The 15,140-nt window shown below is 75.4% G+C and carries 9 protein-coding genes and 2 pseudogenes; 4 read left to right on the plus strand and 7 right to left on the minus strand.

All coding sequences use genetic code 11. The annotated features are described in order from the left end of the window. Nucleotides 1–16: 16 nt before the first annotated feature. Nucleotides 17–922 carry a LysR family transcriptional regulator gene (locus FHU37_RS03570; RefSeq protein WP_179812764.1) on the minus strand — a complete coding sequence of 302 codons (906 nt, stop codon included), beginning with the start codon at nt 920–922 and terminating at the stop codon, nt 17–19. Nucleotides 923–1,066: 144 nt separating this feature from the next. On the opposite strand from FHU37_RS03570, the gene FHU37_RS03575 reads away from it, so the two are divergent. Together FHU37_RS03575 and FHU37_RS03580 are read left to right on the plus strand one after the other, a co-directional pair. Then, a complete protein-coding gene (locus FHU37_RS03575; RefSeq protein WP_179812765.1) occupies nt 1,067–2,278 on the plus strand; it encodes an MFS transporter in 1,212 nt (403 codons plus the stop codon). Between the two features lie 194 nt (nt 2,279–2,472). Beyond that, nucleotides 2,473–2,778 carry a hypothetical protein gene (locus FHU37_RS03580; RefSeq protein WP_179812766.1) on the plus strand — a complete coding sequence of 102 codons (306 nt, stop codon included), beginning with the start codon at nt 2,473–2,475 and terminating at the stop codon, nt 2,776–2,778. Nucleotides 2,779–2,849: 71 nt separating this feature from the next. On the opposite strand, the gene FHU37_RS03585 is transcribed toward FHU37_RS03580, so the two are convergent. Next, entirely contained in the window at nt 2,850–4,025 is a 1,176-nt protein-coding gene (locus FHU37_RS03585) for a sensor histidine kinase (RefSeq protein WP_179812767.1), read from the minus strand. Continuing rightward, nucleotides 4,010–4,678 carry a response regulator transcription factor gene (locus FHU37_RS03590; RefSeq protein ID WP_179812768.1) on the minus strand — a complete coding sequence of 223 codons (669 nt, stop codon included), beginning with the start codon at nt 4,676–4,678 and terminating at the stop codon, nt 4,010–4,012. Before FHU37_RS03590 ends, FHU37_RS03585 begins: the two co-directional genes overlap by 16 nt. A 118-nt stretch (nt 4,679–4,796) precedes the next feature. Between FHU37_RS03590 and FHU37_RS03595 the strand changes: the two genes are divergently transcribed. Beyond that, nucleotides 4,797–6,002, plus strand: coding sequence for a serine hydrolase domain-containing protein (locus FHU37_RS03595; protein WP_218903924.1), 1,206 nt, complete (start codon nt 4,797–4,799; stop codon nt 6,000–6,002). A 264-nt stretch (nt 6,003–6,266) separates the two neighbouring features. Here the strand turns inward: FHU37_RS03595 and FHU37_RS03600 are convergent. Then, nucleotides 6,267–6,851, minus strand: a pseudogene (locus FHU37_RS03600) (N-acetylmuramoyl-L-alanine amidase); the annotation flags it as partial. Nucleotides 6,852–7,329: 478 nt separating this feature from the next. Between FHU37_RS03600 and FHU37_RS03605 the strand changes: the two are divergent. After that, nucleotides 7,330–7,914: pseudogene (locus FHU37_RS03605) on the plus strand (N-acetylmuramoyl-L-alanine amidase); the annotation flags it as partial. 447 nt (nt 7,915–8,361) lie between these two features. Here FHU37_RS03605 and FHU37_RS03610 read toward each other — a convergent pair. The 3 genes from FHU37_RS03610 to FHU37_RS03620 form a co-directional block, all read right to left on the minus strand. Continuing rightward, a complete protein-coding gene (locus FHU37_RS03610; RefSeq protein ID WP_179812770.1) occupies nt 8,362–9,783 on the minus strand; it encodes a family 43 glycosylhydrolase in 1,422 nt (473 codons plus the stop codon). 2 nt (nt 9,784–9,785) lie between these two features. Next, complete coding sequence (locus FHU37_RS03615) at nt 9,786–13,433, minus strand: glycoside hydrolase family 32 protein (RefSeq protein WP_179812771.1); 3,648 nt, start codon at nt 13,431–13,433, stop codon at nt 9,786–9,788. Between the two features lie 99 nt (nt 13,434–13,532). Beyond that, nucleotides 13,533–15,122 (minus strand): glycoside hydrolase family 32 protein, encoded by a 1,590-nt coding sequence (locus FHU37_RS03620; RefSeq protein WP_179812772.1) that lies wholly within the window; start codon nt 15,120–15,122, stop codon nt 13,533–13,535. Nucleotides 15,123–15,140: the final 18 nt, after the last annotated feature.

A 15,140-nucleotide genomic window follows, 5' to 3' on the forward strand; every position in this document is an offset into this window, starting at 1 on the left:
CCTCCAGGAGCCGGGATCACGGCGACTCGGCCAGCACCTCGGCGAAGGCGCGGACCCGGGCGGTCTCCCGGTCGCGGTGCCACACCAGCGCCAGCGCGGAGTCCGGGAGTCCGGTGACCGGCACGCGGGCCAGGGCGCCGCGGCCGTGCTGGTCGGCGGTCGGCCGGCACAGCAGCAGCGCCCCGCGGCCCGCCGCGGCCAGGGCGAGTGCCTCCTGCAGGGTGCCGGCGGCGGGGCCCTGGGGGATGGGCCGCCCGGCGGGCGTGGTGCGGGGCGCGACGGCGTCGCGCCAGTAGGCGGGCGCGGGTTCGGGCACCCCGATGAGGGGGCAGTGGGCGAGTTCCTCGGCGTCGACGGCCGGGCGCGCAGCAAACGGGTGGGACGCCGCGACGGCCACCGCCTGCGGCTGCCGGGAGAACACGGCGCCCACCACCAGGTCGTCCTCCGCGACCGGCGCCAGCACGACGGCCAGGTCCACCTCGCCCCGGCGCGCGGCGCCGAACGGGTCGCGCCACGGCAGCTCCACCAGCTCCATCGCGCAGGCCGGGTACCGCTGCTGGAACCGGGTCACGGCGGCGGTCACCTGCTCGTGGGCGGTGCCCTGGAAGCCGACGCGCAGCGAGCCCTCCACGCCCCGGGCGGCGGCGCGGGCGCCGTCCACCACGGAGCGCAGGGCGCCGTAGGCGGGCCCGAGCTCGGCGAGGAACCGTTCGCCGAGCGGGGTCAGCCGCACCCGCCGGCTGGTGCGTTCGACCAGGCGGGCGCCGATCCGGCTCTCCAGGGCGCGCAGCAGCTGGCTGACCCGGCTCTGCGAGACGTACAGCCGCTCCCCGGCCCGGCCGAAGTGCAGCTCCTCGGCGAGCACCAGGAAGCACTCCAGTTCCCGTAGGTCCAGGCTGCCGCCGCCCAGTGTGTCGCGCATGCCGTGTCCCCCCCTGCCGTGGCCGATCGACGGACGATCGACGGACGATCGATGGCGGATTGAAAGCGGATCGATGAGTCCCGCTCATCGAAGGATAAGAGAACGGCCGTTGTTCCCCCCGGGCGTGGCCGGTTGCCTGGGGGCATGACCGAGACTGTTCCGCACACTGATCGCCGTTCCCCCGGGGACGTGCCGGATGCCGCCCCGTGGCGCGGCTGGGTGGCGGTGGTGGCCGTGGCGGCGGCCACGTTCACCGTCGTGACGTCGGAGATGCTGCCGGTGGGGCTGCTCACCCCGGTCGGCCGGGCGCTGGGGGTGAGCGAGGGCGCGGCCGGTCTGGCGCTGACGGTCACCGGCCTGGTGGCGGCGGTGGCCGCGCCGCTGGTCGCGCCGGCGGTGGGCCGGCTGGACCGGCGGGTGGTGCTGTGGGCGCTGATGCTGCTGCTGGCGGTCGGGAACCTGCTGGCGGCGTGGGCCCCGCACTTCGGGGTGTTGATGGCCGGCCGGGTGCTGGTCGGCGCCGCCATGGGCGGGGTGTGGGCGGTCGCGGCCTCGCTGGCGGCGCGGCTGGTGCCGGAGCGGTCGGTGGGGGGCGCCACGTCGCTGGTGTTCAGCGGGGTCGCCGTCGCCTCGGTGCTCGGGGTCCCGGCCGGGACGTGGCTGGGCGAGGCGTTCGGGTGGCGGGCGGCGTTCGCGGCGGCCGGGCTGCTGGGCGTGGCGGTCGCCGGCGCGCTGGCGGCGCTGCTGCCCCGGCTGCCGGTCGAGCGGTCGGTCCGGCTGCGCGGTGTGGTCCGGCTGTCCCGGGAACGGGCCGTGCGGACGGGGCTGGTGGTCGTCGCGCTGCTGACGACGGGCCACTTCGCGGCCTACACCTATGTGCGCCCGGTGCTGGAGGTGGTCGCGGGGGCGGACGCGGGGGCCGTGGGCGCCCTCCTGCTGGCGTACGGGCTCGCCGGTGTCGTCGGCAACTTCGCCGGTGGGGCGGGTGCCGTGCGCTCGCCGCGGGCCACGCTGCTGGTGATCAGCGCGGTGCTGGCCGCGGCGACGCTGCTGACGCCGTGGCTCGGCGCGTCGGTGCCGGGCGCCGCGGCGCTGCTGGTGGTGTGGGGGCTGGCGTACGGAGGGGTGTCGGTGGCCACGCAGGGCTGGCTGCTGGCGGCGGCACCCGGCGCGCGGGAGGGGGCGTCGGCGCTGTTCGTGGGCGTGTTCAACCTGTCGATCGCGCTGGGGGCCCTGTTGGGCGGGCGGACGGTGGACTCGCTGGGGCCGGCCGCCGTGATGTGGGTGGGGGGCGGATTGGCGGCCGCGGCGTGGCTCGCCGTGCTGTGGGGACGGGCGGCCGCGCCCCGCAGTTGACACCGCCCGACGGCCGGGCCGTCGGGGCGCTCCTCGTCCCGGTCGCGGCGAGTCGTGTCGATCACGTGCGGGGCGAACCCGGTGTGGTTGCGCCTGCCGGGGTGTAGGAATGAGCGTGTTGCCATGACGCGACGAAGCCGGCCGCCCGCCCGGAAGGTCCGGGGGCACCGGCGGCGGTTTCGAGAAGGAACGAGATGTCCCGTACGGACAGCACCAAGCCGCTGTGGGTGCGTCACGCGGAGCACGCGCCCCGGCCGATCCACGATCACCGCCACGGCCCCTGCGACCTGCCGCCGTACCCGACGCATGAGGCACCGGACACCCGTTGCCGGTGGGAACACCCCGACGCGCTGGTGTTCCGCCACACCTGCTGTTCGGGATGCGGTGAGCGCACCTGCATCAAGGAACGGCAGCACATGGCCAGGAGCAGCAACCGCAGGGAACGCCACGCGAGCCGGCGCGCGGCACGCCGTCTCGCCGCCGCGGAGGACGGCGACTGACCCCCGCGGGCCCGGGCGGCGGTGGGCTCCACGACCGGTCGTCGATGCGCAGGGCGCTGGTGCCGCGGCCGCTAGGGCCCGGCGGCCGGGAGGTCGACGGTGACCTCCAGGCCGCCGGCGGGGCGGGGGGTGAGGGTGATGTGGCCGTGGTGGGCGGTGGCGACGGCGCGGGCGATGGACAGGCCGAGGCCGGCGCCGGTGTCGGAACCGGTGGCGGCGGCCGCGCGCGCGGCTTCGCCCCGCACGAACGGCTCCAGCAGGCCGGCCGCCTCGTCGGGGGCGACGGGGCGGCCGGTGTTGGCGACGCGCAGCACGGCCCGCCCCCGCGCCGTGCCGGCGGTCACCGTGACGTGGCCGCCCGGGTGGTTGTAGCGCAGCGCGTTGTCGACCAGGTTGTCCACCAGGCGTTCCAGCAGGACGGGCTCACCACTCACCCAGGCCGCCCGCAGGTCCGGCCGCAGCGCGACCCCTCGGGCCGCGGCCTCGTCGGCGACCGCGGCCAGTCGCTCGGCCGCGACGGCGGCCAGGTCCACCGCGCTGTGTTCGCGCGGGCCGGCCTGGCTCCGGGCGAGGGCCAGCAGGCCGTCGAGCGTGCGCTGGCTGTGGGCGATCGCGGTGCGGACGTCCTCGGCCATGGTGAGGAGTTCGGCCCGGCTCGGCTCGCCGTCGAGGGTCACCTCGACGGCGGTGCGCATGGTGGTCAGCGGGGTCCGCAGTTCGTGGGCGGCGTTGGCGGTGAACAGCCGCTGACTGGCCAGCACCCGGTCGCGCTCGGCGATCCCGCGCTGGATGCGGTCCAGCATCCCGTTGACGGTCTCCGCCAGGTCGGCCAGCTCGTCCGCCGGGGCGGTGACCGGCACCCGCTCGGCGAGGTTCTCGGCGGACAGCCGTTGGGCGGTCGCCGAGATGGCGCGGATCGGCCGCAGCACGCGGCCGGCGACCAGCCACCCCAGCACGGCGGCCAGCCCGGTCACCACCACGAGCCCCAGCGCGGCCTGGGTCAGCAGCTCGGACAGGGTGGCGTCCCGCACCTCATCGCTGAGCCGGTGCAGCTCCAGCCGGAACACCGGTGGCCCCTGCGGCGTGCCGGGCGTGCCGGACGGCCGGTGGTCCAGGAACGACAGCCGGGCACTCAGGTTGCGCCGGGTCAGCAGGTAGGTCAGCGTGGTGAGCACGACGCCGGCCGCCAGCACCAGCGCGGTGAGCAGCAGGGTGAGCCGGCCTCGGGCGGTCAGTCGGGCGCGCACGGGCGGATCCGGTAGCCGGCGCCGGTCACCGTCTCGACCAGCGGCGGTTCGCCGAGCTTGCGGCGGAGCGTGCCGACGGTGATCCGGACGGCGTTGGTGAACGGGTCGGCGTGCTCGTCCCAGACCTTGGTGAGCAGGGTCTCGGCGCTGACCACGTCGCCGCCGGCGGCCAGCAGCTCGGCCAGCACGCCGAACTCCTTGGGCGTCAGGTGCAGCAGCCGGCCCGCGCGCTCCGCGGTGCGCCGTGCCGGGTCGAGCGCCACGTCGGCGGCGCGCAGCACGGGCGGGCGGGCCGGGGCGCTGCGCCGGACGAGCGCCAGCACCCGGGCGACCAGCTCGGAGAACGCGAAGGGCTTGCCGAGGTAGTCGTCGGCGCCGAGGGTGAGTCCCTCCACCCGGTCCTGCACCGCCCCGGAGGCCGTCAGCATCAGCACCCGGGAGGTGCCCCGCTCGGCGAGCCGCCGGCAGACGGTGTCCCCGTGCAGCCGGGGCAGGTTCCGGTCCAGGACCACCACGTCGTAGGGGGTGAGCTCGCACTTGTCCAGGGCGGTCTGTCCGTCGTGGGCGACGTCGACGGCGAACCCGTGCTTGCGCAGCCCCGCCTCGATGTACCGGGCCAGCGGCTGTTCGTCTTCGACCAGCAGTATCCGCACCGGCCCAGACTCCCAGCCGGGGCATATGGACGCCGTATGGAGCGGCGATCGGCCGGCGATCGCCGCCGGCCGGTAGACGTGGGGACCATCCTCGCTCCTTCGGCGAAAGGCTCACACCATGACGACGGCTCGACGATCGGTGCTCGGGCTGCTGGGGACGGCGTCCCTGGCGGCCGGCGCGTCCCTGGCGGCCTCCGGACCGGCCTCCGCCGCGACGCCCGCCGGGACGGCTGCCGACACGAGGTCCGGGGCGCCCGGCTCCGGGCAGGTCCCGGCGGGGCTGCGGCCCGGCGGGGAACTCGACCGGCTGGTGGCGGACCTGGCGGCGCGGGACGCGTTCTCCGGCAGCGTGCTGGTGGCCCACCGGGGGCGGCCGGTGCTGGCGCGCGCCCACGGCCTGGCCAACCGTGAGCTGTCCATACCCAACGGGACGGACACCCTGTTCATCCTCGGCTCGGTGACCAAGCTCTTCACGGCCGTCGCCGTGGCGCAGCTGGCGCAGCGCGGGGAGCTGGCCTTCCAGGGGAAGCTGGGCGACTACCTCGACGGCTTCCCGGCCGAGATCGCCGGAACCGTCACCGTCCACCAGCTCCTCACCCACACGTCCGGGATGGGCGACTACCACCGCAACCCCGCCTTCTGGGAGCTCAAGGACGGCTGGGATAGCGAGCAGGAGGTGATGGACGGGATCGCGGCGATCATCCGGGGGGAGCCACTGGGGTTCGTCCCGGGGACGGGGTACGCCTACAGCAACTCCGCCTTCCACGTGCTCGGGCAGATCGTGGCCCGGGTCTCCGGACGGCCGTACCACGACTACGTGCGCGAGCACGTCTTCCGCGCCGCCGGGATGACCAGCGCCGACTTCTACACGATGCCGCAGTGGCGGGCGGACCGGCGCATCGCCCGCCCCTACGCCACGGGGGAGGACGGGGAGCGCTACGACGCCATCGCCGAGCACGGGTTCGTCGGCACGCCCGCGGGCGGCTCCTTCGCGCACTGCGCGGACCTGGCGCGGTTCGCCCACGCCCTGACGCACGGCGAGCTGCTCGACCCGGCGCACACCGCGCTGCTGCTGGGCGGGAGGGTGCCGATGCCGATGCGGACCGCGCCGGGCACGCAGAGCGTGTTCGAGGGGTACGGGCAGCTGGTGGTCCACGTGGGCGGCCGGGTGGTGCTGTCGAGGAACGGCGGCTCGCCCGGCGTGTCCACCGACATGGAGGTGCTCCCGGCGGGCGACCTGACGGTGGTGGCCCTGAGCAACTACGACATGCGCACCGTGGAGCCGGTCGCCTCCCTGGCCCGCCGGCTGCTGGCGGGCGGCTGAGGGTCGCGGCCGATGACGGCCGGGTAGGGGCGGGCGGGGCCGGGGCCGCGGCGGCACCGGGGACGGGAGAGGGGGCGGTCAGCGGCGGGTGGTGAGGGCCTGCTCGACCAGGCTGCGCAGGTCGTCGATCTTGGTGGTCAGGTGCCTCACCTCGTCGCGCAGGGCCCGCACCTCCGGCAGCGAGCGCGCGGCCTCGTCCCACTGCCGCCGCGCGGCCTCGTCGTCGGAGAGGATCACGCCGTTCACCTCGGCGTGCCGCAGGCCGAGGTGGCCGGCGATCCGGGCGCGCATGTCGGCCATGGTGAAGCCGCGCGGGTCGATCTTCTGCGGCTTCCACTCCAGGTGCCCGATGACGCTGGCCGCGCCCCAGCCGTGGGCGCGGCACACCGCGGCGGCGGCGCGTTCGACGGCCTCCAGCTGCACGGCGGGCCAGGGGTCCTCGCCGTCGCCGAGGTTCTCGCACTCGAAGCCGTAGAAGCGGGCGTTGCCGTCCTCGGTGGCCTCGTTGGCGGGGGGCAGCGGCCCCTCGTCGATGACGGCCTGGAGGACGTCGGGGTCGCCCGGGCCGGCGTGGTTGGCGCGCCCGTACCCCACCAGGTGGACCCGCCCGTCCTTGGTGATCACGCCGTGGCAGAGCGGCCCGGGCAGGTCCGGCCGGCCGTCTCGGCAGAGGTTGACCGTGGCGGTGGAGCCGGAGGTGACGGTGTGGTGGATCATCACGCCGTGCACCGGGCCCCACGGCCCGACGTGGTTGCGGTTGTGGTTGCGCCAGTCACCCACCTCGACGACGGTCAGGCCCTCGGCGCGCAGGGCGGAGAGAAAGGCGTTGGCGGTCAGCGGTGTGGCCATCAAGGCTCCCGAGGTGAGGGGCGTCGTGGGGACGGCGTCAGCAGTGACGATTCTGCGCGTCAGGCCAAACGTACACGGACAGCATCTTTTCGCCGCGGAACATGCCTTTCTTCCGATTAGCCGAACTGGGGGAATCGGGAACGGGGGGACGGCAATCGGTGGGCCGTTCGAATGGTGTGCCGGCGTCGGCGGTTTCGGGACCGTTCTCTGGGAAAATCGGGAAGGCCGTGTCACCCCTCGGGAGCATTGGTGTGGCGAACGGGGGTCGCGATGCCGGTGACCAGGGCCGACGGGGGGCGCGGGGGCGCCGCCGCGGCCCGGGGACGAGGCCGCCGGCGGCGGTTTTCGCGGGTGCGGGGCGTTCCGGGAACGGCGTGTCGGCGATACCGCGAACGGGGTACTGATCGGGTAGTCCCACCGCGTCCACCGCCCGCCGCGCGACGGCGGTGGAGCGCCGATCACGCCCGGAGGGCAGTACATGGCAACACCGTTATCCGCCGATGCGTTCCTGGCCGCGTTGCGGGCCGAGGGCGTCACCGTCGTCGAGGTCGGTGACTGGCGGAACCACAATCGCAACCACGTCGGCGCCTGGGGGCCGGTGCACGGCGTGATGATCCACCACACGGTCACCTCGGGGTCGGCCGCCACCGTGGAGCTGTGCCGGGTGGGCCACGCGGACCTGCCCGGGCCGCTGTGCCACGGGGTGATCACCAAGGACGGGCGGGTCCACCTGGTGGGGTACGGGCGCGCCAACCACGCCGGCGGCGGGGACCCCGACGTGCTCGACGCGGTCATCGCCGAGACGGCCCTGCCCGCCGACAACGAGTCCACCACGGACGGCAACACGCACTTCTACGGCTTCGAGTGCGAGAACCTCGGCGACGGCGAGGACCCCTGGCCGGCCGAGCAGCTGGAGGCCATCGAGCGCGCCGCGGCGGCCGTGTGCCGGGCCCACGGCTGGGGGGCCGGCAGCGTCATCGGACACCTGGAATGGCAGCCCGGGAAGGTGGACCCCCGCGGCTTCACGATGAACGACATGCGAGGCAGGATCGCCGACCGCCTCGCCGGCAACACGGAGGACGACATGGCCCTGTCCGAGGAAGACCTGGACCGCATCGCCTACAAGGTGTGGAGCTACCACAACGGCAGCTACCCGACCGACATCCACAACGCGGTGGTGCAGACCTACTGGGCCGTCGGGGAGAAGCGGGACTCCCGGGTGCCGCGGGAGGACGGCGGCGACCCGGTGGCCTACTACACCGGGGACCACGTGGCCGCCACCAACGGCGTGGTCTACGGGCTCCGCGACCAGATCGAGGAGCTGCGCACCCAGCTCGCCACCCTCAGCGAACAGGTGAACGCCCTGTCCGCCCGTCCGACCGCGGACACGGCCGACGCCGCCACCGAGCCCGCCTGAGGCCCGCGGGGGCCGGTGACGCCCGCGGTCGGGCGGGGCGGGTGACGGTGCGGGGGCGGTGGCGCGCCGCCCCCGCACCAGGCCGTCACCTCCTCACAGCAGTTCGAAGGCGCAGCGTCCCTGGGCGGCGAACAGGCCCCAGTCGCCGCCGGTGGCGTGCGTCCGGGCGGTCAGCACGGTGTCGTCCACGCAGGCCACCACGGTCTGTCCGGACCAGACCAGGGTGAGCTCGAACGCACCGCCCGGCGGACGCCGGGGCAGCGGACGGGCGTGCGGCACGCCGGCGTACGCCGGGCGCGGGAACCGGTCGAGCTCCAGCACGCCCAGGCCGGGGCGGATCCGCACCAGGTAGCCGGAGTCCAGGCCCCCGTCCACGTGCAGCCCCACGCCGAGCTCGAAGACGCCGTCGGACGGGGTGATCCGCAGCCGGGCGCTGCCCTGCGGGGGCAGTGGCCCGAGCCGGCACCAGCCGAAGGCGTCGCCGAGTTCGGCGACCGCGCCGCGCTCGCGGACGGTCCACCGGCCGAGCACCGGCTCGACGGCGGCGGGGCGCACCGGGCCGGCGGCCGTGACGACCCCCTCGGGGACGCGCGCGCCCAGCGTGCGGTCGGGGCGCTGGAGGAGTTCGTGGGTGATGATCGTGCCGCCCCACTGCCAGGTTCCGTCGTCGGTGCCGGTGTCGGTGGTGGGGCACCAGCCGACCAGGTAGCGGCGGTGACCGTCGCTCACCGTCTTGGCGGCGTAGAGGCCCGCGTCGTCCAGGGCGTCCTCCGGCGCCGATAGCCATGGACCTGACAGCGTACGGGCGCGCCGGTAGCGGGTCACCTGGCGGTCGGAGAAGGTGGAGTACAGCAGGTACCACCATCCGCCCATCCGGAACAGGTCCGGGCACTCGTGCACCTGACACTCGTTGGGCGCCAGGAAGTCGCCGCGCGGCTCCCAGCCGACCAGGTCGGACGATCCGTACAGGGCGAGGACGCCGCTGCGGCCGGCCGGTCCGGTGCGGTGCCGGCCGGCGACCAGCATCCGGTACTCCCCGGCCTCCTCGTCGTGGAAGACGTGCGGATCCCGCCAGTCGTGGGGGTCGTAGCGGTCCGGCGGGGCGTTCAGCGTGCGGAAGGCGGTGTCCTTGGTCCAGGTGAGCAGGTCGGTGGAGGTGGCGTGCAGCACGCCCTGCTCCGGCAGCCCGGCCTTCCTCCGCTCCACCGAGAACCCGGTGTAGAAGGCGTGGAACACGCCGTCGCGCTCGATGACGCTGCCGGTGGCCACCGAGGCGTCCTGGTCCGAGGGGGCGCCGCGGCCGATCGCCTCGCCGAGGTCCGTCCAGCTCACCGCGTCGTCGCTGACCAGGTGGTGCCAGGCGGTGCCACCGGCGGCCTCCTCCGCGGCGTCCTGCGGGGTCTTCAGGTACAGGACGTGGAAACGCGGCGGCTGCCCGGCCGGGCCGCCGAAGAACGGGATGACGTCGCCCGCCCGCCCGCGCCGTGGGGTGTGGTGGACCGGTCGTGGTGCCACGGTCAGAGCCCCCTCGCGTAGGTGTCCTGGTAGGCGGCGCGCCCACCGAAGACGTTGAGGCCGACCCGGCCGCCGGCGAAGGTGGCGTCGACCACGTCGATGATCCGCTCGCCGCACAGGAAGACCTGGATGCGGGTGCCCTCGGCCAGCACGCGCACCGGGTAGCTGGTGCCGGTGCGCACCAGGACCGGCACCCGGGCGAGCAGCATGCTGTCGTCGAAGGAGCCGTTCACCCGGGTGAACAGCCGCACGGTGCGCAGGTTCGGATCGATGTTGAGGCAGTAGCCGTTGGCGCCGTCCGCCGAGGCCCGCAGCAGGATCGATCCGGCGCCGCTGGTGGCGGCGTCCGGCCCGCCGAAGCGGACCAGCGAGGTGAGCTCCAGGTCGGCCAGCTCCCGTCCGGCCAGCGCGTCGGAGTCCTTGTCGAAGGTGCCGGCGAGCCCGGCGCCGGAGGGCGTCCAGCGGCCGCCCGGGGTGACCGTGAGCGGGCCCAGGTCGCCCCGGAACGCGCCGCCGCTCGGCGCGGCCGGCGGCGGCGTCACGGCGTCCCCGACCCGGTAGGCGCCGGCCAGCCGGTGCACCCGCACCGCGACGAGCCGGGCCGTGCCGCCGACGGCCTGGAACGACATCCCCCGGGCGTCCGGATCCGGGAAGACCTGGCTGGTGATCGCCGCCCGTCCGTCGCCGCCGAACACCTCCACCGAGGAGGCGTCGACGAACATCCGGAGCGTCAGCCGCCGCTCGCCGCCGACGGTGGTCGGGGCCAGCGCGGCGGTGCTGCGCCCGGCGAAGTACCGGGTGAAGTGCGAGGGGCCGGAGGCGGTCCGGTCCAGATACAGCCGGGACGCCGCCACCTCGTAGCCGACGACCGTGCGCTGCCCGGCCTTCTCCCGCAGCCCGAACCGCACCTCCGAGGCGGCCCCGGTGGCCGGCAGGCCGATCTCCGCCTCGATCTCGTAGGAGACGCCGGTGACGCCGCCCAGCGGGTTGGGCGAGGTGGGGGTGACGGTGACGTTCAGCCGGCTGGTCGTGCCGGCGCGCAGCGCGGCCAGCTCCGCCACGGGCCGTTGCAGCAGGCGGACGCCCTGGCCGCCGGCGGAGCTCAGCGTCAGCTCGCGCACCACGCTGAGCTGGCCCTTCCACGGCGCGGTCGGCTCGGCGAAGGCGTAGTCCCAGTTGCTCATCCAGCCGATCCACAGCCGCCGGCCCTCCGGCGCGCCGTAGAAGGAGATGGCGGCGTAGAAGTCCCGGCCGGAGTCGGCGCGCAGCGGCGTCCCGGCCGGGGTGTCGCTGGTGAAGGTGGTGCCGTCCCAGCCGCCGACGAAGTACTCGCAGGTGGAGCCGTCGGTGTGGCGCGCCGGGCCGGTGCTGAGGGTGAGGACCCAGCGGACGCGGTTCGGGTCGCCGTCCACCGGCAGCGGGAAGAAGTCGGGGCACTCCCAGGTGCCGCCGGTGACCCAGGCGCCGTAGCCGAAGGAGCTGACGTGCCTCCAGGTCAGCAGGTCGGTGGAGGTGAAGAACCGGACGTGGTCCCCGCCGGCGACCACCATCACCCAGGTGCCGTGCTCCGCGTCCCAGATCACCTTGGGGTCGCGGAAGTCCCAGTTCCCGTCCGGGCCGCCGGGGTTGGGCACCACCGGGTCCTCGCCGTACCACTCCCAGGAGCGGCCCCGGTCCTTGCTGTACGCCACCCGGACGCACTGGTTGCCGCCGGACCTGTCCGGGTGGTAGCTGGTGTAGAAGGCGACCAGGCCCGAGCCGCCGCCGAACAGTCCGCTCACGTCGTGCGCGTCGACCACGGCCGAGCCGGACCAGGCGTGGCCGAACCGGGAGAACGGCAGCGCGACCGGCAGTTCCCGCCAGTGCACCAGGTCGGTGCTGACCGCGTGCGCCCAGCGCCCCTGGTCCTGGTGGAACAGGTGGTACTCGCCCTCGTGGTACACCAGCCCGTTCGGGTCGCTGGCGTGGCCGGCGAGCTGGGTGTGGTGGTACCAGGGACGGTAGGTCTCCGTGCGGTACTCGCCCGGTCTTCGCACCCGAACGTTCTGGAAGCAGGCGACGCCGGGGCCGGCGGCCAGGCCGGCCCGGGACCCCCCGGTTCCGGTCACCGCGGCGCGCAGGGTGGACACCCCGTCCAGGTGCACCTCGACCGTCGTGCCCTGCGCGCGGACCTCCACCCGGTACGGGACGCCCGGGCGGATCTGGCGCACCGGGGGCGCGGCCGTCGCGAGCCGGGCGCCGGTGGCGCGGTCGACCAGCGCCATTGTGTTGGTGGCGAAGTCCAGGCGGGCCTCGTAGCCGCCCGACCCGTCCGGCGCGGCGCGGAAGACCAGGCCGGCCGAGGCGGCCGGGCGGGATCCGCCCAGGGTGACGTCCGCGCCGAGCAGCGCGTCACCGCCGGGGAAGGGCGCGGTGCGCAGCGCGGCGACGGTGCCGTCGGAGCGGATGCCGCGCAGGTCGGGGAACCACGCGCCGGAGGCCGTCCGCCAGCCCTGGAGGTCGGTCACCACGTCCGAGGCGGTGATCTCCTCGAAGGACGCCGAGCCGTTGTAGACCTGCACCCCCAGGTGGCCGGAGGCGTGGGCGGTGTCGGTGGCGGTGATCGCCGGGGCGTGGCCGTCGGGGCGGATGAAGTCGGTCTGCCAGTGCACCCGCAGTTCGCCGCGCTCGGCCTCGACGCGGACCCGGTACACCGTGCCGGTGGCGATCGGGGTGCTGTGGGTGCCGAGGGTGACGTTGCCGTCGATCCGGTACAGCCGCAGCCGGTCCAGGTTGGGGTCGACCTCCAGGGCGTACCCGGTGGTGCCGGCGGGGTTGGTCCGCAGCAGGAGGGTGGCCACCGCGAAGGGGTCGTGCACCAGCACGTCGGCGCGGAGCGAGACGTCGTGGGCGCGGGTGCCGGCGACGGCGCGGACGTTGGTGTCCGCCAGGGCGGCGGCCCGCCAGCCGGTGCCGGTGGCCGTCCAGGTGCCGCCGCTGGTGCTCCATCCGGTGAGGTTGGTGGTGATCGTGCGCAGCGCCGGCGGTCCGAAGGTGACGGTGCCGTTGTAGGCGTGCAGGGCCACCACGCCGTGCTGGTAGCGGTCGTCGTTGGCCGTCAGCAGCGTCGTGCCGTTCACCGAGACCCGCAGGGCGGGGCCGTCGAGGGCGACTTCGAGGTGGTAGGCGGTGCCCGGCTGGCTGGCGAAGGCCGCGGGCGGCACCAGGTCCTGGCCGGTGGCCAGGTCGAACAGCCGGACCCGGCCCAGGTTGGGGTCGATGCCGGCGGCGTAGCCCGAGGAGCCGTCGACGGCGGCGCGGACGACCAGCGAGCCGACGGCGAACGGGGTGTCGGCGTGGACGGTCACCATGGCGCCGAGGACGGCGTTCGCGGCGACCCGCTGCTCGGACACGGCGACCGCGTTGGATTCGAAGGCCGTCACCACGCGCTGGCCGGCGTCGGCGGTCCGGGTCCAGCTGCCGGTGACGCCGATCGGGTCGGGGATGGCGGTGGGGTCGGTGGCGGCGAGGGGCAGGGCGGGGGCGCCGTCCGCACCCGCCGGCGCGGCGGCGGCCGTGGCGGCGGGCAACGCGGAGCCGAGCAGGGTGAGGCCGGTCGAGAGCACGAAGCCGCGCCTGGACAGGGCCGACGGTCTGTTCCGTGGGGACATGTCTCCTCCTCGAGACTGCCGGGGACGTGCTGCGAGAGGGCTTGGGTGGGGCGGGCCCGGGGCGTGTTCCCGGGCCCGCCGTGCGGGCGTGGTGGGCCGTCAGGGCCACAGCGGGCGCGGGGCGCCGGTCCAGACGTCGGCCATCCGCCAGGCGTCGAACCGCTCCACCCGGAGGGTGCCGGTGGCGGTCAGGCCGACGCCGAGGGCGTCGGCCCGGGTGGGGTAGACGCGGGCGGCCAGGGCGCGCCCGCCCGCGAAGATCTCCAGCGCCGAGTGGTCGACGAGCACCCGCAGCTCGACGACGCCGTCGGCGCCGATCGGGACGGGACCGTGCCGGGGATCGGTGTCCACGGTCGGGTCGAGGCTGCTGTGCTCGCGGCGCAGCCGCAGCGTGCCGCCGTCCGCGCCGGGCGTGCCGTCGGCGCGGCGCTCGATCTCGACGACGGTGCGCTCGGCGCCGTCCGGGGTCGCGCGCACCGTCAGGCGCGCGGTGGCGCCCGGCTCCAGACGGAGCGTCGTCACCAGGTCGAGCTGGTCGCCCCGCACGTCGTCCAGGGGCGCGTGTTCGCCGCCGCCGAGGGTGAGCGGGCCGGCCGCGGCGTGCTCGCGGCGCAGCCGGTCCACCTCCGGCACCGGGCGCTGCGCCAGCCGGCCGTCGGTGCCCATGGTGACCAGCCGGGGCAGCGACATCACCCCGCACCAGCCGGCCTCGGCGGTGGCCGCCTCGCCGCGCCCCTCCTGGAGCCAGCCGAACATCACCCGGCGGCCGTGGGCGTCGCGGGTGGACTGCGGGGCGTAGAAGTAGCGCTGGCCGTAGTCCAGGCGGTGCAGGGCGGTGGGCGTGAAGGTGTCGCCCGCGTAGCGGCCGGTCCAGTACAGCGGGTGGTGGGTGACGCCCTCGTCCCAGGCGGAGAACACCAGCACGTCGGTGCCCTCGGCGGTGGCGCTCCCGGCCGGGGTGCCGTCGGCGGCGTGGGCCGGGTCGGCCGGCGCCGGGAGCCGGAAGAGGTCCACGCACTCCCACATGGTGCCGGTCCAGTCCAGGTCGCCCGGCCCGCCCCGGCCGGCGTCGCCGGTGAGCAGCGGCCCGACGTACCGCCAGGAGCGCAGGTCCGCCGACTCGTACAGGAACGCCGCCCCGCCCACCCCGCGCACGCCGGAGCCGACGAGCTGCCGCCAGGTGCCGCCCTCCCGCCAGACGCAGTGGTCGCGGAACGCCGTGACCTCCACGCCCTCCGGGGGCGCGGCGACGACCGGGTTGCCCGGGTGCTTCTCCCAGCTGCGCAGGTCGGGGCTGCCGGTGGCCACGCAGGGCAGCTCCCGTTCCCCGTGCCGCCCGGAGTAGACCAGCGTCGGCACTCCGCCGTCGTCCACCAGCACGCCCGACCAGCAGCCGTCGACGTCGGGGCCCTCGCTCGGCACCAGGGCCACCGGCTCGTCGGTCCAGGTGACCAGGTCGGTGCTGGTGGCGTGGCCCCAGTGGATCCGGTGGTGCACCGGGCCGTACGGGTTGTACTGGTAGAAGAGGTGGTAGACGCCCTTCCAGTGGCTGAGCCCGTTGGGGTCGTTCAGCCAGCCGGCGGGGGAGACGAAGTGGAAGCGCGGGCGCTGCGGGTCGCGTTCGGCGCGGGTGGCCAGGTCCTCCCGGGCCGCTCCGGTCGCGCGGGGCAGCGTGAGGTCGCCAGTCATCGGTGAGCTGTTCTCGCC

It is taken from the genome of Allostreptomyces psammosilenae, from assembly GCF_013407765.1.
Classification (GTDB): Bacteria; Actinomycetota; Actinomycetes; order Streptomycetales; family Streptomycetaceae; genus Allostreptomyces; species Allostreptomyces psammosilenae.

Excerpts from the sequence above, each read along its gene's own strand:
- FHU37_RS03570 (WP_179812764.1), bottom strand. The coding sequence starts at position 922 with ATGCGCGACACACTGGGCGGCGGCAGCCTGGACCTACGGGAACTGGAG.
- FHU37_RS03575 (WP_179812765.1), top strand. The coding sequence starts at position 1,067 with ATGACCGAGACTGTTCCGCACACTGATCGCCGTTCCCCCGGGGACGTG.
- FHU37_RS03580 (WP_179812766.1), top strand. The coding sequence starts at position 2,473 with ATGTCCCGTACGGACAGCACCAAGCCGCTGTGGGTGCGTCACGCGGAG.
- FHU37_RS03595 (WP_218903924.1), top strand. The coding sequence starts at position 4,797 with ATGACGACGGCTCGACGATCGGTGCTCGGGCTGCTGGGGACGGCGTCC.
- FHU37_RS03615 (WP_179812771.1), bottom strand. The coding sequence starts at position 13,433 with ATGTCCCCACGGAACAGACCGTCGGCCCTGTCCAGGCGCGGCTTCGTG.
- FHU37_RS03620 (WP_179812772.1), bottom strand. The coding sequence starts at position 15,122 with ATGACTGGCGACCTCACGCTGCCCCGCGCGACCGGAGCGGCCCGGGAG.